Below are 22,844 nucleotides of genomic sequence, written 5' to 3' on the forward strand. Positions count from 1 at the left end.
ATGCAAAGAAGCGTAAAAGCCGCAATTAGCAGACAATTCACCTATCGCTCCCGGAGTGGGTTCAGCTACAGTATTCACCATTCGAAGCGTCTATTTTTTTCACAACAACGGCTGTGATATCAGGAAATTCAAAGGATTTTTGTATGATGAAAAAATGGTTGGTAGCCGGTTGTTTACTATCGGGAATAATATCAACGACGGCGCAGGCCGACGCGGCCGGCGATCTGCAGGGCCGGCTCAGCAAAGTGAACAGTTTTCACGCCAGTTTCAGCCAGACGGTGACCAGCGCCGATGGCGCGGCGGTGCAGGAAGGCGAAGGGGAGCTGTGGCTGAAACGCCCCAATTTATTTAACTGGCAAACCACGTCGCCGGACGAAAGCGTGCTGGTGTCCGACGGCAAAACGCTGTGGTTTTACAACCCGTTCGTCGAGCAGGTTACCGCCACCTGGCTAAAAGATGCGACCGGTAATACGCCCTTTATGCTGATTACCCGCAACGACGCCAGCGACTGGCGTCAATATGACGTGAGGCAAAAAGGCGATGACTTTGAGCTGACGCCCAAGTCCGCCAACGGCAATCTTAAACAGTTCGCCATCAGCGTTACCGCCAGCGGTACCATCAAGAAGTTCACCGCCACGGAGCAGGACGGCCAGCGTAGTACCTATGTGCTGAAGAATCAGCAAAACAGCGCGGTTGATTCAGCGAAATTTACGTTTACTCCGCCGCAAGGCGTGGCGTTGGACGATCAGCGTCAGTGAGGTCCGGGTGAGTAATCTGTCGCTTGATTTTTCCCGTAACGAATTCCAGCCGCTGGCCGCGCGTATGCGGCCGGCGACGCTGGATCAGTATATCGGCCAGCAGCACCTTCTGGGCGCCGGCAAGCCTTTGCCGCGCGCGATCGAGGCCGGGCAACTCCACTCCATGATCCTTTGGGGGCCGCCGGGAACCGGGAAAACCACGCTGGCGGAGTTAATCGGCCATTACGGGCAGGCGGACGTCGAGCGGATTTCGGCGGTCACCTCGGGAATTAAGGAAATTCGCGAGGCGATTGAACGGGCGAGGCAAAACCGCAATGCCGGGCGCCGGACGATTTTATTCGTCGATGAAGTCCACCGCTTCAATAAAAGCCAGCAGGATGCGTTTTTACCGCATATTGAAGACGGCACCATCACCTTTATCGGCGCAACCACCGAAAACCCCTCTTTCGAACTCAACTCGGCGCTATTGTCCCGCGCCCGCGTCTATTTGCTGAAAGCGCTGACGGCGGAAGATATTGAGCAGGTGCTGCAACAGGCGATGAATGACCGCGAGCGCGGATATGGCGGGCAAAATATCGTCCTGCCGGACGATACCCGGCGCATGCTGGCGGAGTTGGTCAGCGGTGATGCCCGCCGTGCGCTGAACAGCCTGGAAATGATGGCGGACATGGCCGAGGTCGACGCGCAGGGCGTACGTACGTTAACCTCGGACTTGCTTAAGGAAGTCTCCGGCGAACGCAGCGCCCGCTTTGATAATAAAGGCGACCGCTATTACGACCTGATCTCGGCGCTGCACAAGTCGGTAAGAGGCTCCGCGCCCGATGCCGCGCTGTACTGGTATGCGCGCATCATTACCGCCGGGGGGGATCCGCTCTACGTTGCCCGCCGTCTGCTGGCGATTGCGTCCGAGGACGTCGGCAATGCCGATCCCCGGGGGATGCAGGTGGCGATCGCCGCCTGGGACTGCTTTACCCGCGTCGGTCCGGCGGAGGGGGAGCGGGCGATTGCGCAGGCGATCGTCTATCTGGCCTGCGCGCCGAAAAGCAACGCGGTTTATACCGCCTTTAAGGCCGCCATGCAGGACGCGCGCGACCAGCCCGATTATGACGTTCCCGAGCATCTGCGCAATGCCCCGACCCGCCTGATGAAAGAGATGGGCCTGGGCGCGGAATACCGCTACGCCCATGATGAGCCCAACGCCTACGCGGCCGGCGAGAACTATTTCCCGCCCGAAATGGCCGCGGCGCGCTATTACATTCCATCGGCGCGCGGGCTCGAAGGTAAAATCGGCGAAAAGCTGGCCTGGCTTGCCGACCAGGATAAAAATAGCCCGACAAAACGCTACCGCTGAACTAAGCGTTGCGGTAAGGTTAGCGGGATAATTTCTGACACCCGGCCGCGTAACACGGGCCGCGTACGACAACCTTTCATTTGATAATCATAAGCACAGGATTAGCATGCTCGATCCCAATTTACTGCGTAATGAGCTAGACGCAGTCGCCGAAAAACTACAGGCTCGCAGAGGTTTTACACTGGATGTCGACACCCTGCGTAAGCAGGAAGAACGCCGTAAGGTATTACAGGTAGAAACCGAAAATCTACAGGCGGAACGTAATTCCCGCTCGAAAGAGATCGGCGCGGCAAAAGCCCGCGGTGAAGATATCGAGCCGTTGCGCCGTGAAGTCAACGCGTTGGGCGAGAAACTGGATGCGGCTAAATCCGAGCTGGACCGGTTGCAAAATGAAATCCGCGATGTGGCGCTGACGATCCCCAATTTGCCGGATGATTCCGTACCTCTCGGCAAGGACGAACGCGACAACCAGGAGGTCAGCCGTTGGGGAGAACCCCGCAGGTTCGATTTCCCGGTACGCGACCACGTGGAGATCGGCGAGATGGCCGACGGCGTTGATTTCGCCGCCGGGGCGAAATTGGCCGGCGCGCGTTTTGTGGTGATGAAAGGGCAGATAGCCCGCCTGCATCGCGCGCTCTCCCAGTTTATGCTGGATCTGCACACCCAGCAGCACGGCTACCAGGAAGCCTATGTTCCCTACCTTGTTAACCAGGCGACCCTGTACGGCACCGGCCAACTGCCTAAATTCGGCGAAGACCTGTTTCATACCAAACCGTTAAGCGAGGAAGCGGATACCAGCAACTACGCGCTGATCCCTACCGCGGAGGTTCCGCTGACCAATCTGGTGCGCGACGAAATTCTGGACGAAGCGGCGCTGCCGCTGAAAATGACGGCGCATACGCCGTGTTTCCGTTCGGAAGCGGGCTCCTACGGCCGCGATACCCGCGGTTTGATTCGTATGCACCAGTTCGATAAGGTCGAACTGGTGCAGATTGTTCGTCCGGAAGACTCCATGCAGGCGCTGGAGGAATTAACCACCCACGCTGAAACCGTATTGCAATTGCTGAAATTGCCGTACCGCAAAGTCCTGCTGTGCACCGGCGATATGGGATTTGGTTCCAGCAAGACCTACGATCTGGAAGTGTGGCTGCCGGCGCAGGACACCTACCGCGAGATCTCCTCCTGTTCCAATATGTGGGATTTCCAGGCGCGCCGCATGCAGGCGCGCTGCCGCGGCAAAACGGATAAGAAAACCCGCCTGGTCCATACGTTGAATGGTTCGGGGCTGGCGGTAGGCCGCACCCTGGTGGCGGTGCTGGAAAACTATCAGCAGGCGGACGGTCGCGTGGCGATCCCCGAAGTCCTGCGCCCCTATATGGGCGGCGTGGAATTTATCGGCTGATACCGTAAAAAGCGCCTGAGGGCGCTTCAGAGCGTTGACAAAGTAGCTATTGGTAATAGCCGTCATCCCCGCGCAGGCGGGGATCTCAGCAACACCGAACCGCTTGCGGAAGCAGGTCCCCGCATACTGCCGCGGGGATGACCGGTGGTAGTATTCGGGGATAACTATTTCGATGTGGAGTTCGTCATCACTCTTAAGCGCCTGAGGGCGCTTTTTTTAATGCGTTAGTACGGCAATATTTTTTCATCAAGAAAATACTTTTCCCCTCCTTACGACGGCGTTTTGATTATATTCCCCGACAAAATTTATTTAAAATCATTGTGGTAGGTATCAACCCCGCCAGCGACTTATCCGTTTGGTTTTTTGTTTGATGAATTCTTTAAATCAATAAAGAAATAAACGGAATTAACGCATTTTATGCTGATTGACTTTTAAATACGCAGTGGCATGATGCGCTCATTCTTTCAAGTTGTTTGGTTATCCATTTAATTATGTCTGCTTACTCACGCCCAGTGCTGTTATTGCTCTGCGGCCTCCTGCTGCTGACCGTTAGTATCGCCGTACTGAATACGCTGGTACCGCTTTGGCTAAATTATCAGCAACTTCCGGTCTGGCAGGTGGGGCTTGTCGGGTCGTCCTATTTCGGCGGCAACCTGGTCGGGACTTTATTTGCAGGCAAACTAATCAGGCTCTACGGATTTAATCGCAGCTATTACTGCGCCGCCATTTTATTCGCGATAGCCTCTATTAGCCTGGGGATTTCTGTTGATTTCTGCAGCTGGTTATTCTGGCGTTTTCTCGCCGGCGTGGGGTGCGCGTTAATTTGGGTTACCGTGGAAAGCGCATTGCTGTGTACCGGAACCGCGGCGCAGAGAGGTCAACTTTTAGCCGCTTATATGATGGCGTATTACTTTGGCAGCGTAATAGGACAGTTATTGCTGAGTATATTGCCAACGGCGTTGCTGAGCGTTTTACCCTGGGCCGTGGCGTTGGTCATCCTGGCGATGCTGCCTCTGCTGTTTACTTATATTCCCGCGCCAATGAACCAGGAGAAAAACGTAAGCGTCTGGCAGATGCTGAAATACCGCAGCGCGCGGTTAGGCATCCACGGCTGCGTTATCTCCGGGGTTATTCTGGGATCGCTGTATGGGTTGATGCCGCTCTATCTTTCCCATCAGGGAATGAGCGATGCGCGGGTGGGATACTGGATGGCGCTGCTGATTAGCTCGGGCATTGTCGGTCAGTGGCCCGTCGGACGCCTGGCCGACCGGTATGGCCGTCTGCTGGTGCTGCGGGTGCTGGTTTTCGCCGTTATTGTCGGCTGTCTCGCCATGCTGAGCATCAGCAATTTTGCGCTGGCGCCGGCACTGTTCGTGCTGGGATGCTCAGGTTTTACGCTTTATCCCGTCGCCATGTCGTGGGCGTGTGAAAAAGTTCGCCCCGATGAGTTAATCGCCATGAATCAGGCGCTATTGCTGAGTTATACGCTCGGCAGCCTGTGCGGGCCCGGCCTGGCGGCGGTGTTGATGCAGACCTATTCGGATCGGCTGCTGTTTGTGCTGATCGCCTTGGTTTCATTGTACTATCTGGTCATGCTGCTGAAGAAAGCCGATCACCATCCCAAGCCATTTGCCGCGGCCTGAGTTATGGCTGCAAACCGGCCAGCGAGCTCTCGCCGGCTTCGACCATATCATTCCACAAAGCCTCGGCAACGGGGCTTAACCGCTGTTTGGCATTTCTGATGAGATAAAAAATACTGGTCAGTTTGAGCTCTTGCGGCGCAATAGCCGCAAGTTTTCCTTTCTCTACCCAGGGGGCTGTGTAATGGTCAGGAAGGAAGCCAATATGTGTGCCAGCCAGCAGAAGTAACAAACTTCCCTCAAGATGCCAGGCGGTTTGATGAAATCCCTGTTTTGCTACTGGTCCCAATTGCTTGCATATTTCATTGAAGGCATGTCCGCCAATCAGTAACCTTCGCGGATTAAGTTTTCCGGTTCGCCATTCTTGTTCAATTTTTTCAGCATCTTCTGCTATTGAGTAAAAAAAACTGTGCTCGATAAAAACAGGCTGGTAATAGATGTTTGTAGGGATATCGTCGGGTAATGCACTGAGAACGATATCAAGATTGCCATTTTTCAAACGCTCCATCAGAGGAATGTACTCTGTAATCTCAAGCTCTACATTGACCTCCGGTCCCTGGTCGTAGAGCATAGAGATCGCCTTCGACACGACGTTATTAGGATGGGTAGCTATATTATCCAGGCATCCCAGTTTTACTGTACCAATGAGCTGATGTTTGATTCGTGCCAATCGATGGGCAAAATCATCCAGCGTGGCAATAACCGCCTTGGCTTCCTGATAAACAACTTCCCCTTCGGTGGTCAAAGAGAAACCACCCCGGCCCCGTTCACAGAGCACCAGACCCAGCGTGTCTTCAAGGCGTGAAAGATAGTGGCTAAGTATCGGCTGGCTTAATCCCGTCGCCCCCTGAGCATTTGTAATTCCTTGTTTTTCAACTATTTTGCAGAAAAGTTTTAACCAGCGAATCTCCAGTTTATCCAAGCGCATAATCGTTCCTTCGGACACATAATATCTTTAAATGTTAACATCATAATATATCTGTATTAATCAATATAATTTCCCTTTACCTTATACGCACGTCACATACTAATGTGAGCGCCACGGGAAAAGCGTGGTTTTATGCGTCACACCAGGGTCTCTCTAATAAAAATGGCACCGTCAATTATTTGACCGTGCCATTTTGCTATACGGCATAATATAACCTCTATAAAATAGAATAAAGGCAGAGTAATTATTAGTTTGCTATTTAATGGAGGGTATATGTCGCAAGGGGAAACCGTACCAGAAGATGAATCGCAGACCCGGAAAATCTATGACTATGAATATGAAGCCGTACCGCCCGAGGCACGCAAGCGCTGGTACGTTATCGCCCTGATATGGCTGGCGATTGGTATTGATATTTCAGGTTTATTTCTCGGCGCTTTTTTAAGTTCCGGATTGCCTTTTGTACCGGCGATCGGCGCCACGCTAATTGGCTCGGCCCTGTTGGGAATACTGGCGGCATTATGCGCCAACGTCGGATATGGCTGCGGGCTATCCACCACCTTACTTGGTATCTCGGTATTTGGCCGCCTTGGCGGTAAACTGATTGGTATTTTTTCCGCCGTTTCCCTGCTGGGATGGTTTGCATTTCAGCTCGATTTCTTCGGTGTGATGCTGCAAAAGGCATTGATGCACTATCAATTAGCGCCCGGCCGTTTACCCATATTATTATTCGGTATGGCGCTGATGACGTTTACCGCTATTTGGGGCGTCAGGGCGCTGGGAAAACTGAGCGCATTTAGCGTACCGCTTATGTTGATACTGATTATCACAGGAGTGATGATCGCGGCCACCAGTCATTCCGTAGCGCCGGAGAGGGTAATTAAATCACCGATCGGTATGGGGACGGCCATTTCCTATGTTATCTCTATCTGGATTGTTGCTGCCGTGATGTCCCCGGATATTGCCCGTTATGCTAAAACCCGGAAAGATGCGATATTGGGGGCGGGTGTCGGTTTTTTCCTCGGAAACAGCTCTACGATACTTGTGGCATTGGTGTTGACCCACATGGTCGGCAGTGATGACCTTGTTGAGGTTTTTTTCAGTATAGGGCTGGGATTGTCAGCTATTTTAGTGTTGGTCTTTGCTCAATGGACGACCAACAGCTCTAATCTTATCTCTGCATCTTTAGGGATATCTGTCGTTATCAGGTCGCTTTCTCGCCCTGTGTTGGTTGTTCTAATGGCTATTGTAGGCTTAATCCTTTCTTACAATGGTATGATTAATAACTTCACCAATTTCTTATCGCTACTGGGGGTGCTTATCTCACCTATCGCGGGTGTTTACCTTATCGAATACTATTTTCTCGACTCGCCCAATTTGAAACAAGATGTATCTCTATCTTCGGCCCTTAATCTTCCGGCAGTTATTGCCTGGGGCAGCGGTGGAGTAGTCAGTTTATTCACATCTCCCGATTTTTTAGGCGTGTTTACTATTAGTACTATACCGGCATTAGACGGGACATTCGTCAGTATGGCGGCATACATTTTTTTGCATAAATTTCTACCACAGCACAGAAACTGATGAACCCTGGTTCTGTAAAGTGATGGCCATAGCAACTGGATAAATAATGCTCTGTTATATTGACGATGAAATGATCGATGATATTGCACTTGGTGCGGCTATTCTCGGTACGGGAGGCGGTGGAGATCCTTATATTGGCTCTCTAATCGCTAAACATGCATTGCGACAAGGTATGAAGGTTCCTGTTTTAAGTCTGGATGACGTAGATGATGATGATCTGTTTATTCCATGCAGCACCGTTGGCGCGCCTACCGTTGCAATTGAAAAGATTATTTCACTACGTCAGGTGACGCTGGCATTTGAAAAAATGGAGCAAGCATTAGCGCAATCTGCTGCCGGAACTTTTCCCATTGAAGTCGGCGGTATCAATTCGTTAATACCCTTTATTATTGCTGCTCAAAAAGGTTTACCCGTCATTGACTGCGATGCGATGGGGCGCGCTTTCCCGGAAGCGCAAATGGTGACGTTTTTTCTCGATGGTTTACCCTCGGCGCCCAATACGCTGGCCGATGAGAAAGGCAATTCGGTGATCCTGAATCCTATCGACGGTATCTGGTCCGAGCGTTTATCCCGGGCCATCACCGAACAGATGGGGGCCGCCTGCGCCATGTGCGACTACCCGTTAAGCGGCAGGCAGCTGAAGCAGAGCGCGATTAAAGGAACCCTGACGCTGGCCGAAAATATAGGCAAAACCCTACGCCAGGCTCACCGCTCGGGAAGCAATGCGGTTCAGGCCTTACTTCCGCTATTGCGTGCGCACATTATCGCCGCGGGAAAAATCACTGACGTCGACCGCCGCACCACCGGCGGCTTTGCCCGCGGCAAGGTGGTGCTTGAAGGCATCGGCGGCTCGAAGGGCGAAAGGTTTACCGTGCTTTTTCAGAACGAGCTATTGCTGGCTTATCGCTCCTCCGAGACCGCCGCGCCCACCCAGGATAATCTGCTGGCCGTGGTGCCGGATTTGATTTCGATACTGGACGCTGAAACCGGGCGTCCCATCATTACCGAGCAGCTGCGCTACGGGCAGCGAGTGGCGGTCATTGCCTATCCGTGTAATGAAAAGTGGCGCACGGCCAAAGGGCTGGAGGTTGTCGGACCGGGTTATTTCGGCTATCCGGTACGCTATGTGCCAATCGAGCGGCTTGCGAGTCGCTGAGGTCTATCATGTCTGGTAAAAATGATTACCGCCTCGGCGTTGACGTCGGCGGCACCAACACCGACGCCGCCATTCTGGATGCGGATCTTCGGTGCGTCGCCACGGCCAAGTTCCCTACCAGCGATGATATCTGCAGCGGCATTGTACGGGTTATCGCCCGGGTACTGGAGTTGTCCGGCGTTCGGCCGCGGGACATTCGTTATGCCATGCTTGGCACCACGCAATGCACCAATGCCATCGTCGAGCGCAAAGGGCTGAATCGGGTGGGGCTGTTAAGGCTCAGCTTACCCAGCAGCGACGGCGTTCCTCCGCTGTTTGACTGGAGCGACGAGTGGCATCAAACCCTCGGCCCGCACTTCTACCAGCTGCATGGCGGCTATGAGTTCGACGGCAAAGAAATTCATGGCGTTATTTTTGATGAGGTGATGGCCGCCTGTGAAAAAATGCGCGGGGAGGTCGATAGCGTCGCCGTGTGCGGGGTGTTCTCTCCGGTGAACGGCGCTCAGGAACAGAGGGTCGCCGACTGGATCGGCGCCGCCCTGCCGGATGTTTCGCTGTCGCTCTCCCATCGAATCGGCAATATCGGCCTGCTGGAAAGAGAAAACGCCACTATTCTCAACGCCGCGCTACAGCGCACCGCACGGCGCTTTGTCGATGGTTTTATCCAGGCGCTGTCCCATCATGGCATCAGGGCCACGCCCTTTTTCGGCCAAAACGACGGCACGCTGATGTCTGAAAGCGCGGTCAAGCAGTATCCCATCCTGACGATGGCCTGCGGCCCGACCAACTCTATTCGCGGCGCCTGTCACCTGTCGGGGCTGGACAATGCCTTGATCGTTGATGTCGGCGGCACCACCACGGATATCGGCGTGCTGGTGAATGGCTTTCCGCGCGAGTCGGCCATTGCGGTGGAAGTGGGGGAGATCCGCACCAACTTCAGAATGCCGGATATCGTTTCCATCGGCATCGGGGGCGGCACCTGCGTGCGTCAGGATAGCGCAGGCAATGTCATCCTGGGCCCCGATAGCCTGGGCTACCGTCTGTTACAGCAGGGGGTGAGCTTTGGCGGCGACACCTTGACCTTAAGCGACGTGGCGATGCAACTGGATGCCGGCCGCTGGCCCACGGAGCTTACCGCGGCGCTGCCGGCGCTGGATGCGGCGCTTTGCCGGCAGGCGTACCGGAAAATGATTCAGCGGGTTGAAGACGCCATTGACCGTATGAAATCATCCGCCGGCAGCGTTGCGGCGGTCCTGGTCGGCGGGGGAAGCATTTTGCTGCCGGATACCTTGTCCGGCATCAGCCGGGTGATTCGTCCGCACAACTTTGATGCCGCCAATGCCGTCGGCGTCGCCCTGGGGCTGGTGGGGGCCCAGATCGATAAGGTGGTTAAAATGTCGGAAGGCGACCGCGATCGCATAAGGCTGGAACTACAGCGGCAAACCGTCGCGCTGGCGGAGCAGACGGGCGCGCTGCCGGGCAGCGTGGCGATCGTTGATTATCAGGAGATCCCCCTGGCTTATTTGCCGGGAAACGCGGTGCAGGTGAAGATAAAAGCGGCAGGGCGGCTGGCGTAACGGCCGCCCGTCAGTATGCCGGAGCTTATGGCGCCGCCGGCGGGATCAGTAGATCACTTTATGGCCGTAGCCTTCAAGAATGGACTTCACGCGATCCATGATCTCCGCCGTCGGCGGTTTCACGCCGTCCAGCTTGTATTCCTCGCCCATGGCTATCCACTTATGCTTACCGAGCTCGTGATAAGGGAGCAGTTCGATTTTTTCGATATTCGACATGTCTTTGGTGAACTCGCCGAGCAGATGCGCGGACTTGTCGTCGTCGGACCAGCCGGGAACCACCACGTAGCGAATCCAGGTGCGCTGGTTGCGTTTGGCCAGATAGCGGGCAAAGTCGAGCGTGCGATGATTGGACACGCCGACCAGGTTCTGGTGGACGTCATCATTCATCTGCTTCAGATCGAGCATCACCAGATCGCTGACGTCCAGCAGTTCATCAATCACCGGATCGTAACGGCGCACAAATCCGTTGGTATCGAGACAGGTGTTGATGCCTTCCTGATGGCAGGCGCGGAACCAGTCGCGTACGAATTCGGCCTGTAAAATCGCTTCCCCGCCCGAGGCGGTGACGCCGCCGCCGGAGGCGTTCATAAAATGGCGATAGGTCACCACTTCCTTCATCAATTCTTCCACCGTAATTTCCTTGCCGGCGTGGGTGTCCCAGGTATCGCGATTGTGGCAGTACAGGCAGCGCATCAGACAGCCTTGAAAAAAAACGATAAAGCGAATTCCGGGACCATCGACGGTTCCGCAGGATTCGAAAGAGTGGATGCGACCGATTACTGACATTGCAGGTGTTCTCCCGTTTGACCGAACAATAGCGGTCTTTATAAGCGCAGTCATAAAAACGGGCGGAATACCTGTCACAATCGGTGACAGCGCACACCACCCGGCCGATGCTGCGTCGAATCTGTTTTGCCAGCCATCCACGACGATATGGCGGGCTGGCAAAACAGGTTTACTCTCAGGTTAGCACTCCGCGCCCTGGAGTGAGAAAAAGGCCCCACTTACGTGGAGCCTTCATTTTACGCTTTTTCAGACAGTCAGGGAAATCAGATCGACTGGGTGAAAGTACGGGTGATGACGTCCTGCTGTTGTTCTTTGGTCAGTGAGTTGAAACGCACTGCATAGCCGGATACGCGAATGGTCAACTGCGGATATTTTTCCGGGTTTTCCATGGCGTCAAGCAGCATTTCACGGTTCATCACGTTGACGTTCAGATGCTGGCCGCCTTCAATGTTGGCCGTTTCATGGTGGAAGTAACCATCCATCAGGCCGGCAAGGTTGGCTTTACGCACGTCGTCATCTTTACCCAGCGCGTTCGGAACGATGGAGAAAGTATAGGAAATACCGTCTTTGGCGTAGGCGAACGGCAGTTTCGCCACCGAGGTCAGCGAGGCCACGGCGCCTTTCTGATCGCGTCCGTGCATCGGGTTGGCGCCCGGTCCGAACGGCGCGCCGGCGCGGCGACCGTCAGGCGTATTACCGGTTTTCTTACCATATACCACGTTGGAGGTGATGGTCAGAACCGACTGGGTCGGCGTGGCGCCGCGATAGGTATTCAGCTGCTGAATTTTCTTCATAAAACGTTCAACCAGGTCGCAGGCCAGTTCATCGACGCGCGGGTCGTTGTTGCCGAACTGCGGATATTCGCCTTCGATATCGAAGTCGACGGCCAGGCCGTCTTCGTCACGAATCGGTTTCACCTTGGCGTATTTGATGGCGGACAGGGAGTCGGCGGCAACCGACAGACCGGCGATGCCGCAGGCCATGGTACGGTAAACGTCGCGGTCGTGCAGCGCCATCAGCGACGCTTCGTAGCTGTATTTATCATGCATGTAGTGGATGATGTTCAGCGCGGTGACGTACTGTTTGGCCAGCCAGTCCATGAAGTGATCCATACGCTCCATCACTTCCTCGAAGTCCAGGTATTCGCTCTTGATCGGAGCGGATTTCGGACCCACCTGCATCTTCATTTTTTCATCCACGCCGCCGTTGATGGCATACAGCATGGTTTTCGCCAGGTTGGCGCGGGCGCCGAAGAACTGCATTTGCTTACCAACCACCATCGGGCTGACGCAACAGGCGATGGCATAGTCATCGTTGTTGAAGTCAGGACGCATCAGGTCGTCGTTTTCATACTGCAGGGAAGAAGTATCGATGGAGACTTTCGCGGCGTATTTCTTGAAGTTCAGCGGCAGTCTTTCGGACCACAGAATGGTCATGTTCGGTTCCGGCGACGGCCCCATGGTGTACAGGGTGTTCAGGAAACGGAAGCTGTTTTTGGTAACCAGCGTACGTCCGTCAAGACCCATGCCCGCCAGGGATTCGGTTGCCCAGATCGGGTCGCCGGAGAACAGTTCATCATATTCCGGCGTACGCAGGAAACGGACCATACGCAGTTTCATCACCAGATGGTCGACCAGTTCCTGAGCTTCTTCTTCGGTGATTTTACCGGCTTGCAGATCGCGTTCGAAGTAGATATCCAGGAAGGTGGATACGCGACCGAAGGACATCGCGGCGCCGTTCTGCGATTTAACCGCGGCCAGGTAGCCGAAGTAAGTCCACTGTACCGCTTCCTGCGCAGTGGTGGCGGGACCGGAAATATCGCAGCCGTATTTGGCGGCCATTTCCTTGATCTGGCCCAGCGCACGATGCTGTTCGGCGATCTCTTCGCGCAGACGGATGGTCGCTTCCAGATCTTCGCCGTTTTCCAGTTTGGATTGCAGGGAAGAGAACTGGGCGAACTTGTCTTTCATCAGGTAATCGATACCGTACAGCGCCACGCGGCGATAGTCGCCGATGATGCGGCCGCGGCCGTAGGCGTCGGGCAGACCGGTCAGCACGCCTGATTTACGACAGCGCAGGATGTCAGGGGTATAAACATCGAAAACGCCCTGGTTGTGTGTTTTACGGTATTCGGTGAAGATTTTTTTCAGTTGCGGATCCAACTGGCGATCGTACGCCTTGCAGGAGCTTTCAATCATCTTGATGCCGCCGAAGGGAATAAGCGCGCGTTTCAGCGGAGCTTCGGTTTGCAGACCGACGATTTTTTCCTGGCTTTGATTGATGTAGCCGGCATCGTGGGAGGTGATGGTCGCCGCCACGTTGGTATCGAAATCAACCGGCGCATGGGTGCGGTTTTCCAGTTTGACGCCTTCCATGACTTTATCCCACAGCGCGGTGGTCGCCGGGGTCGCGCCGGCGAGGAAAGATTCGTCACCTTCATACGGCGTGTAGTTTTTCTGAATGAAGTCACGAACGTTGACTCCATCCTGCCATTCACCTTTGCTAAAACCCTGCCATGCGCTGGCTAATTTTTCATTCAGATCGGTCATTTTACACCTACCTTTGATATGGATTTTTTTAAAACCCGACGTTGCGGCTGATTGCACCCTAGTGCTGGTCTCCGCCGCGCAAATAAATTACCCAATACGTTAAACCCACCAGTAAGCCTCCACCAATAATATTCCCTATCGTGACAGGGATAAGATTGCTTGTGATGAAATGACTAACGGTTAAATGTTCAAATTGAGAGGGCACCATTTCTATTGCCTGCCAGAATTCGGGGGCGGCAAAATTCTTGATTACGATCCCCATCGGAACCATAAACATGTTGGCGATACTGTGTTCAAAACCGCTGGCGACAAACATGGCGACCGGCAAAATCATCGCAAACATTTTGTCCGTCAGGGTTCGACCGGAATAACTCATCCACACGGCCAGGCATACCATCAGGTTTGCCAGAATTCCCAGGCACAGTGCCTCAACAAAAGTGTGCTCAAGTTTGTGATTGGCGGTTTGCAGAACGTTGAGTCCCCATGCGCCGTTGGCGACCCTATGCTCGCCGGCAAACCAAATCAGCGCGACAAAGAGCAGGGCGCCGAACAGGTTGCCGATATAGACATTAACCCAATTACAGGCTAGTTGTTTCCAGGTGATACGTCCACTGGCCTTGGCGATGACCGTCAGCACGGTGGAGGTAAATAAATCCGCGCCGCAAACCACCACCAGCATTAGCCCCAGCGAGAAACAGATACCGCCAATCAGCTTGGCGATGCCAAAAGGGATCGTCGCTGTGCCGGTGGTGGCGGTAATATAAAAGACAAATGCAATCGAGATAAAGACGCCCGCGGTGATCGCCAGATAAAACGTGGTCCACGGATGTTTTGTTGCTTTATAGACACCGGCGTCTTCGGCGACTTTCGCCATTGCGGCCGGTAATAGTAGAGTAAAGGGGTTGTCAGCTTTCACACTAACTCTCTCTTAAAATTTATCAGCGTCGAGATACTAGCAAAGCAGTATAAAGCAAAATTTGACGTGGATCATATTGCGCGAAACTAGTACCCGTACAGACCGCTAAAAACCCCCTTGTTTATATATTATCTAATTGATTTTTATATGGAAAAAATATTTTAAACTTTACAAAAAGATTTGAATTCGCCGGCCTTTGCCGCCCGATTAGGCGTTAATAATTATCATGCTTTGTATAATTTAGGGGCGGTATTTATGATGTAATTTAATTTAAATTTCACCGCTTCGTAACAATTCGCTTTTAAGGCGGTGGCGATAAAGGGAAATATTGCTTTCGAATAACGGTACCCCTGCGGATTTAAGGAGTACCGGTGTGTTTATGCCGAAAACAGACTATCGCCGCGTTATGCCGGCAGGGTCGCGCCGCCGATATAGAAGAATATCACTGAGCCGTCGCCGGCATCAATTGGCTTGCCGGTAACGGCTTTTCGCCCGTTGCAGTTTCTCATACGCCGCCAGCAGCGAGCGGTGCGCCGGTAAGGCGGCGAAGGCGTCATCAATGGCAAACAGCCCGTAGAAACTCTGTTCGCCGGCGATGGCCGCGCCGGCCGCATCCACGGTTTCTCGTCCGTACATGCTGACGAAAGCGTCGTAATAGTCGGCGGGGTTGCGTTGCGGCTCCAGCGCCAGCTGCAATAGCGTTTGCAGGCAGCGGTAGTAATTGGCGCGCGGCGCGGGGAAGACCGAACCGTTGAAATCCTGCGTCCATTCCGCCCAGATTAAGGCCTGTTCCAGATCGCCGCCGGCCAATGCCAGCATCGATTTCAACTCGCCGATACGCAACGTGAACCAGGCGTTATCCTTACCCGTGGCGATACCCAGCAGTTCGCGCACCCGGGTGAAGTCGTCAAAGCCTTCGTCATCCAACTGCTGCAACAGGGCGAGATAATCCGCTTTTTCCCAGCGGCTGTCCGGCAACGCCAGCAGCGTATCGCGCAGATGCGCGCCCATGGCGTTATTGGCCAGCAGCAGATCGTCGGCGGGATAAATATCCGACATGCCGGGAACCAGAATGCGGCAGGCGTAAACGGACAGATGCTGGTAGTCCGCGATATACACCTCTTGATCTTCCCGCTGGAAAATCGCCATCAACGTGGCGAACTCCTCTTCCGTGGTGCCGCTGAAGCTCCAGTCGACAAACGGGTAGTCGGCCCGATCCTTAAACATATCCCAGGAGATCAGACCGCTGGAGTCGATGAAATGGGTCTCCAGATTGGCATGCTCGGCGACTTCGTCGACGTCAAAAGTCGGCGCGGTGAAAACGTCCAAATCTTTCAGCCCGCGCCCTTGCAGCAGTTCGGTCACCGTACGCTCCAGCGCCACGCCAAAATCGGGATGCGCGCCAAATGAGGCGAAACAGGTGCCGTTCGCCGGATTAAACAGCACCACGCAGATAACCGGGTATCGACCGCCGAGGGAGGCGTCGTAGGCGAAGATCGGGAAGCCCTCTTTTTCCAGTGTGGCAATGGCTTCAACCACGCCCGGATAGCGGTTCAACACCGCCTGGGGAATGGCAGGCAGGCTGATCGACTGCGCGATAATGCGGTTTTTAATACTGCGTTCAAATACTTCGGATAGCCCCTGCACGCGGGCCTCGCTGGCGGTATTGCCCGCGGACATGCCGTTGGATACGTACAGGTTGCCGATGATGTTCATCGGAATGTAGACCTTTTGCAGATCGCGCTGGCGGATAAACGGCAGCGCGCAGATCCCCCGCTCGGCGTTACCGGACTGCAGGTCGATGAGATCGCTGGCGCCGAGCGCCTGCTCAGGGTCGTAGAATTCGCGCAGGCGCGCATCCAGGATGCCCTCCGGCAGGGTATTATCCGGCGCAATGGCGAACCATTTTTCATCGGGGTAATGCACGAATTCGCTCTGGGCTATGGTTTTGCCGAGGTAAAAATCGGCAAAAAAATAGTTTGTCGACAGGCGTTCGAAATATTCGCCCAGCGCCGAAGCCAGCGCGGCTTTTTTGCTGGCGCCTTTACCGTTGGTGAAGCAGAGCGGACAATCACGATCGCGAATGTGCACCGACCAGACGTGCGGCACCGGATTCAGCCATGAGGCCTCTTCGATGTCGAACCCCAGATCCTGGAGCTGTTGCTGAAAACGGGCGATGGAGTCTTCCAGGGCGGCGTCTTTGCCTGGGATAAAGGTTTGGGTCATGGTTTTACTTATGCAGGTGAGATCGGGACGGGCATGATACGGACTTTTGGCGGCGGACTCTATTTATTCTTAACAGCTCGATAACATGGGATGCGGACACCGCCGCCAAGGCGGCGTTTTGGACGGCAACGCGCAATAAGCATTGCAGCCAGGGTTGACGAGTGATAAAACCGATGGCAGGTAAAACAGTGTGTTTTGAACCATTGTGATAAAATAATCGTTATTTTTTAAGATGTGGTGAGGGGAAATGACTCAGGTTTTTAATTTTAGCGCCGGTCCAGCCATGCTGCCGGTCGAGGTATTACGCCGTGCCGAACAGGAACTATGCAACTGGCATGGCCTGGGTACATCGGTAATGGAGATCAGCCATCGCAGCAAAGAATTTATGCAGGTTGCGGCTGAATCCGAGCAGGATCTGCGCGATTTACTGAAAATCCCTTCCAACTATAAAGTGCTTTTCTGCCACGGCGGCGCCCGGGCGCAGTTCGCGGCGGTGCCGCTCAATCTGCTGGGCGAAAAAACGCAGGCCGACTATATCGACGGCGGCTATTGGGCGCACAGCGCGGTTAAGGAAGCGGAAAAATACTGCGCCCCGAACGTGGTGGATGTGAAAACGCGCGTAGACGGTCTGCGCAGCGTGAAGCCGATGAGCGAGTGGGCGCTGTCCGACGAGTCCGCTTTCGTGCATTACTGCCCGAATGAAACCATTGACGGGCTTGCCATCGAAGAGACCCCCGATTTCGGCGATAAAATCGTGGTGGCCGACTTTTCTTCCAGTATTTTATCCCGTCCTATCGACGTCAGCCGCTATGGCGTGATCTATGCCGGCGCGCAGAAGAACATCGGTCCGGCCGGACTGACGCTGGTTATTGTGCGCGATGATTTGCTGGGTAAGGCGCGCCGCGAACTGCCCTCCATTCTCGATTACCAGGTTCTGGCCGACAACGACTCGATGTTTAACACCCCGCCGACCTTTGCCTGGTATCTTTCCGGCATGGTGTTCAAATGGCTGAAAGAGCAGGGCGGTCTGCTGGAAATGGAAAAACGCAACCAGGATAAAGCCGACTGGCTCTACGGGGCGATTGATAACAGCGATTTTTACAGCAACGACGTGGCCGCGGCTAACCGTTCCCGCATGAACGTGCCTTTCCTGTTGGCGAATGCCGAACTGGACAAGGTTTTTCTGGAAGAAGCTCAGGCTGCCGGTCTCCACGCGCTGAAAGGACACCGCGCCGTGGGCGGTATGCGCGCCTCCATCTATAACGCCATGCCGCTGGCGGGCGTCAAGGCGCTGACGGAATTTATGGCGGATTTCGAGCGCCGCCGCGGGTAATGACAAGGCGTACCGCTTCAGTCATTCCCGTAGCGCATGAATGACGGGTTTGACGATCTGAAAACCCCGGCGCCTGCCGGGGTTTCTGTGTTCACGTTTGGAGAATAAGTTTCACATGCAGGAATCCCTGACCCTACCGCCGGTTAAATTGATTAACGGCACGATTAACCTCCCCGGATCAAAAAGCGTCTCGAACCGGGCGCTCCTGCTGGCGGCCTTGTCCGCCGGGACGACTCGCTTGACCAATCTGCTGGACAGCGATGACGTTCGCCATATGCTTAATGCGCTGCAGGCGCTGGGGGTGAGTTATCAGCTCTCTTCCAGCCGCACCCAGTGCGAAATCGTTGGGGTAGGCGGCGCGTTGCAAGCGCAGAAGCCGCTTGAACTGTTTCTGGGAAATGCCGGAACCGCCATGCGCCCGCTGGCCGCGGCGCTGTGTTTGACCGACGGCGACATCGTTCTGACGGGGGAGCCGCGGATGAAAGAGCGTCCCATCGGTCATCTGGTTGACTCCCTGCGCCAGGGCGGCGCGAAGGTGGATTATCTGGAGCAGGAAAACTATCCGCCCTTGCGCCTGCACGGCGGGTTTCAGGGAGGCGACATCAGCGTCGACGGCAGCGTATCCAGCCAGTTTCTGACCGCGCTGCTGATGGCGGCGCCTCTGGCTCCTCAGGATACCCGTATCCGCATTCAGGGCGATCTGGTTTCCAAACCCTATATCGATATCACCCTGAATATGATGAAAACCTTCGGTATCGAGGTGCGTAACGAGAATTATCAGCAGTTTTACGTCTCAGGCGGTCGGCAATACCGCTCTCCGGGGGATTACCTGGTGGAGGGCGATGCGTCGTCGGCGTCTTATTTCCTGGCGGCGGGGGCCATCAGAGGGGGCACGGTGCGGGTTACCGGCGTCGGGCGCGCCAGCGTGCAGGGCGATATCCGCTTTGCCGACGTATTGGAGAAGATGGGAGCGAAAATCCGCTGGGGCGATGACTATATCGAATGCCAGCGCGGCGAACTGCGGGCGATAGATATGGACATGAACCATATTCCCGATGCCGCCATGACCATCGCCACCACCGCGCTGTTCGCCGCCGGCGGAACCACCACGCTGCGCAATATTTATAACTGGCGGGTAAAAGAGACCGATCGCCTGGCCGCCATGGCGATTGAGTTGCGTAAGGTCGGCGCGCAGGTGGAGGAAGGCGAGGATTATATTCGCATCACGCCCCCGGCAAAGCTGAAAGCCGCCGAAATCGAAACCTATAACGACCATCGGATGGCGATGTGCTTTTCCCTGGTGGCGCTGTCGGATACGCCGGTCACCATTCTCGACCCGAAATGCACCGCCAAAACCTTCCCTGACTATTTCGACCAACTGGCACGCTTAAGCGAACCGGCATAACGGCTTCGTAGGTAAGGCGGGGTGTGAACCCTGCCTTACCCATCGGCAAAAGCGCCGGCCCGCTATCAGGCGCCGTCTTATTTTTCCCGTCGATATAACCTTTCTCGCCATTGATGCGTATAATGAAGCACCGTAATGTCTAAAAACGACATCAACGGGATTTCCCAGTGTAAAGGAGAGAAAGATGGCGGTGACTGCACCGGTCATTACGGTTGACGGACCGAGTGGCGCAGGCAAAGGTACGTTGTGCAAAGCGCTGGCAGAAGCTTTACAGTGGAACCTGCTGGATTCGGGCGCGATTTATCGCGTTCTGGCGCTGGCGGCCCTACATCATCAGGTGGATATCCATTCAGAAGAAGCGCTGGTTCCTCTGGCCTCTCATCTGGATGTGCGTTTTATCTCTGAAGACGGGCAGCTAAAAGTGGTTTTGGAAGGCGAGGACGTCAGTAACGAGATCCGCGCTGAAGAGGTCGGCAATACGGCGTCGCAGGCCGCGGCCTTCCCCCGGGTTCGCGAAGCGTTATTGCGCCGGCAGCGCGCGTTTCGCGAAGCGCCGGGACTGATCGCCGACGGCCGCGATATGGGAACCGTGGTGTTTCCCGATGCGCCGGTGAAGATTTTCCTTGATGCCAGCGCGGAGGAACGCGCCCAGCGACGTATGCTACAGTTGCAGGCGAAGGGCTTTAGTGTTAACTTTGAACGTCTTTTATCCGAGATAAGGGAGCGCGACGATCGCGACCGTAATCGGCCCGTTGCGCCGCTGGTGCCGGCAGCAGATGCGCTGGTGCTGGATTCAACGGCGATGACGATTGACGAAGTGATTGCGCGAGCGCTGGCCTATGCCCGTGAAATTCTGGCCAGGCACGCTTAAAAATGAATTTTTACCTCGCTGTAAGGATGCACAGCGGGGCATGTTAAACAACCCCATCGAGCAGGATGCCGGATGGACGTTAAATTGAAGACTCCTAAGATTATCAACATGACTGAATCTTTTGCTCAACTCTTTGAAGAATCCCTGAAAGAAATCGAAACCCGTCCCGGTTCCATCGTGCGCGGCGTTGTGGTTGCTATTGATAAAGACGTGGTACTGGTTGACGCCGGTCTGAAATCTGAATCCGCCATTCCGGTAGAGCAGTTCAAAAACGCGCAGGGCGAACTGGAAATTCAGGTTGGCGATGAAGTAGACGTAGCGCTGGATGCCGTAGAAGACGGCTTCGGTGAAACGCTGCTGTCTCGTGAGAAAGCCAAACGTCATGAAGCATGGCTGACGCTGGAAAAAGCTTACGAAGAAGCGGCGACCGTTACCGGCGTTATCAACGGTAAAGTGAAGGGTGGTTTCACCGTTGAGCTGAACGGCATTCGCGCGTTCCTGCCGGGTTCGCTGGTAGACGTGCGTCCGGTACGCGACACGCTGCATCTGGAAGGCAAAGAGCTTGAGTTCAAAGTTATCAAGCTGGATCAGAAACGCAACAACGTTGTGGTTTCCCGCCGTGCGGTTATCGAATCCGAAAACAGCGCCGAACGCGATCAACTGCTGGAAAACCTGCAGGAAGGCATGGAAGTCAAAGGTATCGTCAAGAACCTTACCGACTACGGTGCGTTCGTTGATCTGGGCGGCGTCGACGGCCTGCTGCATATCACCGATATGGCTTGGAAACGCGTTAAACATCCGAGCGAAATCGTCAATGTGGGCGACGAAATCACCGTTAAGGTGCTGAAATTCGACCGCGAGCGTACGCGCGTTTCCCTGGGCCTGAAACAGCTGGGCGAAGATCCATGGGTTGCTATCGCCAAACGTTATCCGGAAAGCACCCGCCTGACCGGCCGCGTAACCAATCTGACCGACTACGGCTGCTTCGTTGAAATCGAAGAGGGCGTTGAAGGCCTGGTTCACGTTTCCGAAATGGATTGGACCAACAAAAACATCCATCCGTCCAAAGTGGTCAACGTTGGCGACGTAGTGGAAGTGATGGTTCTGGATATCGACGAAGAACGTCGCCGTATCTCCCTGGGTCTGAAACAGTGCAAAGCCAATCCGTGGCAGCAGTTTGCCGAAACCCACAACAAGGGCGACCGCGTTGAAGGCAAGATCAAATCCATCACCGATTTCGGTATCTTCATCGGTCTGGATGGCGGCATCGACGGTCTGGTTCACCTGTCCGACATCTCCTGGAACGTGGCCGGCGAAGAAGCCGTGCGCGAATACAAGAAAGGCGATGAAATCGCCGCTGTCGTATTGCAGGTTGACGCCGAGCGTGAACGTATCTCCCTGGGCGTGAAGCAACTGGCGGAAGACCCGTTCAATAACTACCTGTCTCTGAACAAGAAAGGTGCTATTGTTACTGGTAAAGTCACCGCGGTTGACGCCAAAGGTGCTACAGTTGAGTTAGCGGACGGCGTGGAAGGTTACCTGCGCGCTTCTGAAGCTTCTCGCGATCGCATTGAAGACGCGACCCTGGTATTGAACGTTGGCGACAGCGTTGAAGCCAAATACACCGGCGTCGATCGTAAAAACCGCGTTGTCAGCCTGTCCGTTCGTGCCAAGGACGAAGCCGACGAGAAAGATGCTATTGCTACTGTTAACAACAAACAGGAAGAAAGCAACTTCTCCAGCGCCATGGCTGAAGCGTTCAAAGCAGCGAAAGGCGAGTAATCGGGTAAAAACGGCGGAGCGGGCGACATTGGTCGCCCGCTCTTGAAACGGTAGTAAGTTATGGTGATTACTTAGCTTATCACCCACTTGGAGGAACCATGACCAAGTCTGAACTTATTGAAAGACTTGCTGGACAGCAATCTCATATCCCGGCCAAAACGGTTGAGGATGCAGTGAAAGAGATGCTCGAGCAGATGGCCACTACGTTGGCCGAAGGCGATCGTATTGAGATCCGTGGGTTCGGCAGTTTTTCACTTCACTACCGTGCACCGCGCGTTGGCCGCAATCCGAAAACGGGTGAAAAAGTCGAGTTGGAAGGCAAGTACGTCCCTCACTTCAAACCGGGTAAGGAACTGCGCGATCGTGCAAATATTTACGGGTAAATTACTACCCCGATAGCACGTGGCGTCTAACGCTATTACTTGCAATAGATTGTTAAATAAGAATTTTAAAACGGCACCTGCAAAGGCGCCGTTTTTTTTCGTCGGCCTTTAACCCCTACTATCTTGTTTTCTTTGGCAAAATTGCGATGTTTCAATCAAAAACGAGATGACGTCATAAATCCCCAAAAAATAACACCGATAAC

General features: G+C 54.5%; 17 protein-coding genes. 12 read left to right on the plus strand and 5 right to left on the minus strand.

Annotated features, from left to right (window positions below):
- Positions 1-146: 146 nt before the first annotated feature.
- From lolA to MFP24_RS21755, 4 genes are all read left to right on the plus strand, one after another.
- Positions 147-758, plus strand: coding sequence for an outer membrane lipoprotein periplasmic chaperone LolA (gene lolA / locus MFP24_RS21740; protein WP_249232896.1), 612 nt, complete (start codon positions 147-149; stop codon positions 756-758).
- Positions 759-765: 7 nt separating this feature from the next.
- Positions 766-2,109, plus strand: a complete 1,344-nt coding sequence (locus MFP24_RS21745) for a replication-associated recombination protein A (RefSeq protein WP_249232568.1) — start codon at positions 766-768, stop codon at positions 2,107-2,109.
- 106 nt (positions 2,110-2,215) lie between these two features.
- Entirely contained in the window at positions 2,216-3,511 is a 1,296-nt protein-coding gene (serS, locus tag MFP24_RS21750) for a serine--tRNA ligase (protein WP_249232567.1), read from the plus strand.
- 491 nt (positions 3,512-4,002) lie between these two features.
- Entirely contained in the window at positions 4,003-5,154 is a 1,152-nt protein-coding gene (locus tag MFP24_RS21755; protein WP_249232566.1) for an MFS transporter, read from the plus strand.
- A 1-nt stretch (position 5,155) separates the two neighbouring features.
- On the opposite strand, the gene MFP24_RS21760 is transcribed toward MFP24_RS21755, so the two are convergent.
- Entirely contained in the window at positions 5,156-6,079 is a 924-nt protein-coding gene (locus tag MFP24_RS21760; protein WP_249232565.1) for a LysR family transcriptional regulator, read from the minus strand.
- Between the two features lie 273 nt (positions 6,080-6,352).
- Between MFP24_RS21760 and MFP24_RS21765 the strand changes: the two genes are divergently transcribed.
- Genes MFP24_RS21765 through MFP24_RS21775 form a run of 3 tightly spaced genes read left to right on the plus strand, consistent with a single transcriptional unit; the run spans position 6,353 to position 10,390 of the window.
- Entirely contained in the window at positions 6,353-7,657 is a 1,305-nt protein-coding gene (locus MFP24_RS21765; protein ID WP_249232564.1) for a cytosine permease, read from the plus strand.
- Positions 7,658-7,703: 46 nt separating this feature from the next.
- Positions 7,704-8,813 (plus strand): S-methyl thiohydantoin desulfurase family protein, encoded by a 1,110-nt coding sequence (locus tag MFP24_RS21770; RefSeq protein ID WP_249232563.1) that lies wholly within the window; start codon positions 7,704-7,706, stop codon positions 8,811-8,813.
- Between the two features lie 8 nt (positions 8,814-8,821).
- The gene (locus MFP24_RS21775) at positions 8,822-10,390 is read left to right on the plus strand and encodes a hydantoinase/oxoprolinase family protein (RefSeq protein WP_249232562.1); all 1,569 of its coding nucleotides are present in this window, start codon (positions 8,822-8,824) and stop codon (positions 10,388-10,390) included.
- Positions 10,391-10,435: 45 nt separating this feature from the next.
- Here MFP24_RS21775 and pflA read toward each other — a convergent pair whose 3' ends face one another.
- The 4 genes from pflA to ycaO form a co-directional block, all read right to left on the minus strand.
- On the minus strand, positions 10,436-11,176 hold the full coding sequence (pflA, locus tag MFP24_RS21780; RefSeq protein ID WP_249232561.1) for a pyruvate formate lyase 1-activating protein: 741 nt from the start codon (positions 11,174-11,176) through the stop codon (positions 10,436-10,438).
- 263 nt (positions 11,177-11,439) lie between these two features.
- Complete coding sequence (gene pflB / locus MFP24_RS21785) at positions 11,440-13,725, minus strand: formate C-acetyltransferase (RefSeq protein ID WP_249232560.1); 2,286 nt, start codon at positions 13,723-13,725, stop codon at positions 11,440-11,442.
- Between the two features lie 58 nt (positions 13,726-13,783).
- A complete protein-coding gene (gene focA, locus MFP24_RS21790; RefSeq protein ID WP_249232559.1) occupies positions 13,784-14,641 on the minus strand; it encodes a formate transporter FocA in 858 nt (285 codons plus the stop codon).
- 462 nt (positions 14,642-15,103) lie between these two features.
- Complete coding sequence (gene ycaO, locus MFP24_RS21795) at positions 15,104-16,867, minus strand: 30S ribosomal protein S12 methylthiotransferase accessory factor YcaO (protein WP_249232558.1); 1,764 nt, start codon at positions 16,865-16,867, stop codon at positions 15,104-15,106.
- A gap of 247 nt (positions 16,868-17,114) precedes the next feature.
- On the opposite strand from ycaO, the gene serC reads away from it, so the two are divergent.
- The 5 genes from serC to ihfB all read left to right on the plus strand — a co-directional run bounded on the left by serC (position 17,115) and on the right by ihfB (position 22,641).
- Complete coding sequence (gene serC, locus MFP24_RS21800) at positions 17,115-18,200, plus strand: 3-phosphoserine/phosphohydroxythreonine transaminase (RefSeq protein ID WP_249232557.1); 1,086 nt, start codon at positions 17,115-17,117, stop codon at positions 18,198-18,200.
- Between the two features lie 115 nt (positions 18,201-18,315).
- Positions 18,316-19,605 carry a 3-phosphoshikimate 1-carboxyvinyltransferase gene (gene aroA, locus MFP24_RS21805; RefSeq protein ID WP_249232556.1) on the plus strand — a complete coding sequence of 430 codons (1,290 nt, stop codon included), beginning with the start codon at positions 18,316-18,318 and terminating at the stop codon, positions 19,603-19,605.
- Between the two features lie 184 nt (positions 19,606-19,789).
- Positions 19,790-20,476, plus strand: a complete 687-nt coding sequence (gene cmk / locus MFP24_RS21810) for a (d)CMP kinase (protein ID WP_136165786.1) — start codon at positions 19,790-19,792, stop codon at positions 20,474-20,476.
- Positions 20,477-20,584: 108 nt separating this feature from the next.
- Entirely contained in the window at positions 20,585-22,258 is a 1,674-nt protein-coding gene (gene rpsA, locus MFP24_RS21815) for a 30S ribosomal protein S1 (RefSeq protein ID WP_136165785.1), read from the plus strand.
- 98 nt (positions 22,259-22,356) lie between these two features.
- On the plus strand, positions 22,357-22,641 hold the full coding sequence (ihfB, locus tag MFP24_RS21820) for an integration host factor subunit beta (RefSeq protein WP_009113215.1): 285 nt from the start codon (positions 22,357-22,359) through the stop codon (positions 22,639-22,641).
- Positions 22,642-22,844 lie beyond the last annotated feature (203 nt).

The sequence above is a fragment of the Brenneria tiliae genome (assembly GCF_023347575.1).
GTDB lineage: Bacteria > Pseudomonadota > Gammaproteobacteria > Enterobacterales > Enterobacteriaceae > Brenneria > Brenneria corticis.

What these genes read in the sequence shown, in the direction of transcription:
- lolA (WP_249232896.1), top strand. Translation starts at nt 147, where the DNA reads ATGAAAAAATGGTTGGTAGCCGGTTGTTTACTATCGGGAATAATATCA.
- serS (WP_249232567.1), top strand. Translation starts at nt 2,216, where the DNA reads ATGCTCGATCCCAATTTACTGCGTAATGAGCTAGACGCAGTCGCCGAA.
- MFP24_RS21755 (WP_249232566.1), top strand. Translation starts at nt 4,003, where the DNA reads ATGTCTGCTTACTCACGCCCAGTGCTGTTATTGCTCTGCGGCCTCCTG.
- MFP24_RS21760 (WP_249232565.1), bottom strand. Translation starts at nt 6,079, where the DNA reads ATGCGCTTGGATAAACTGGAGATTCGCTGGTTAAAACTTTTCTGCAAA.
- MFP24_RS21765 (WP_249232564.1), top strand. Translation starts at nt 6,353, where the DNA reads ATGTCGCAAGGGGAAACCGTACCAGAAGATGAATCGCAGACCCGGAAA.
- MFP24_RS21770 (WP_249232563.1), top strand. Translation starts at nt 7,704, where the DNA reads ATGCTCTGTTATATTGACGATGAAATGATCGATGATATTGCACTTGGT.
- MFP24_RS21775 (WP_249232562.1), top strand. Translation starts at nt 8,822, where the DNA reads ATGTCTGGTAAAAATGATTACCGCCTCGGCGTTGACGTCGGCGGCACC.
- pflA (WP_249232561.1), bottom strand. Translation starts at nt 11,176, where the DNA reads ATGTCAGTAATCGGTCGCATCCACTCTTTCGAATCCTGCGGAACCGTC.
- pflB (WP_249232560.1), bottom strand. Translation starts at nt 13,725, where the DNA reads ATGACCGATCTGAATGAAAAATTAGCCAGCGCATGGCAGGGTTTTAGC.
- ycaO (WP_249232558.1), bottom strand. Translation starts at nt 16,867, where the DNA reads ATGACCCAAACCTTTATCCCAGGCAAAGACGCCGCCCTGGAAGACTCC.
- serC (WP_249232557.1), top strand. Translation starts at nt 17,115, where the DNA reads ATGACTCAGGTTTTTAATTTTAGCGCCGGTCCAGCCATGCTGCCGGTC.
- aroA (WP_249232556.1), top strand. Translation starts at nt 18,316, where the DNA reads ATGCAGGAATCCCTGACCCTACCGCCGGTTAAATTGATTAACGGCACG.
- cmk (WP_136165786.1), top strand. Translation starts at nt 19,790, where the DNA reads ATGGCGGTGACTGCACCGGTCATTACGGTTGACGGACCGAGTGGCGCA.
- rpsA (WP_136165785.1), top strand. Translation starts at nt 20,585, where the DNA reads ATGACTGAATCTTTTGCTCAACTCTTTGAAGAATCCCTGAAAGAAATC.
- ihfB (WP_009113215.1), top strand. Translation starts at nt 22,357, where the DNA reads ATGACCAAGTCTGAACTTATTGAAAGACTTGCTGGACAGCAATCTCAT.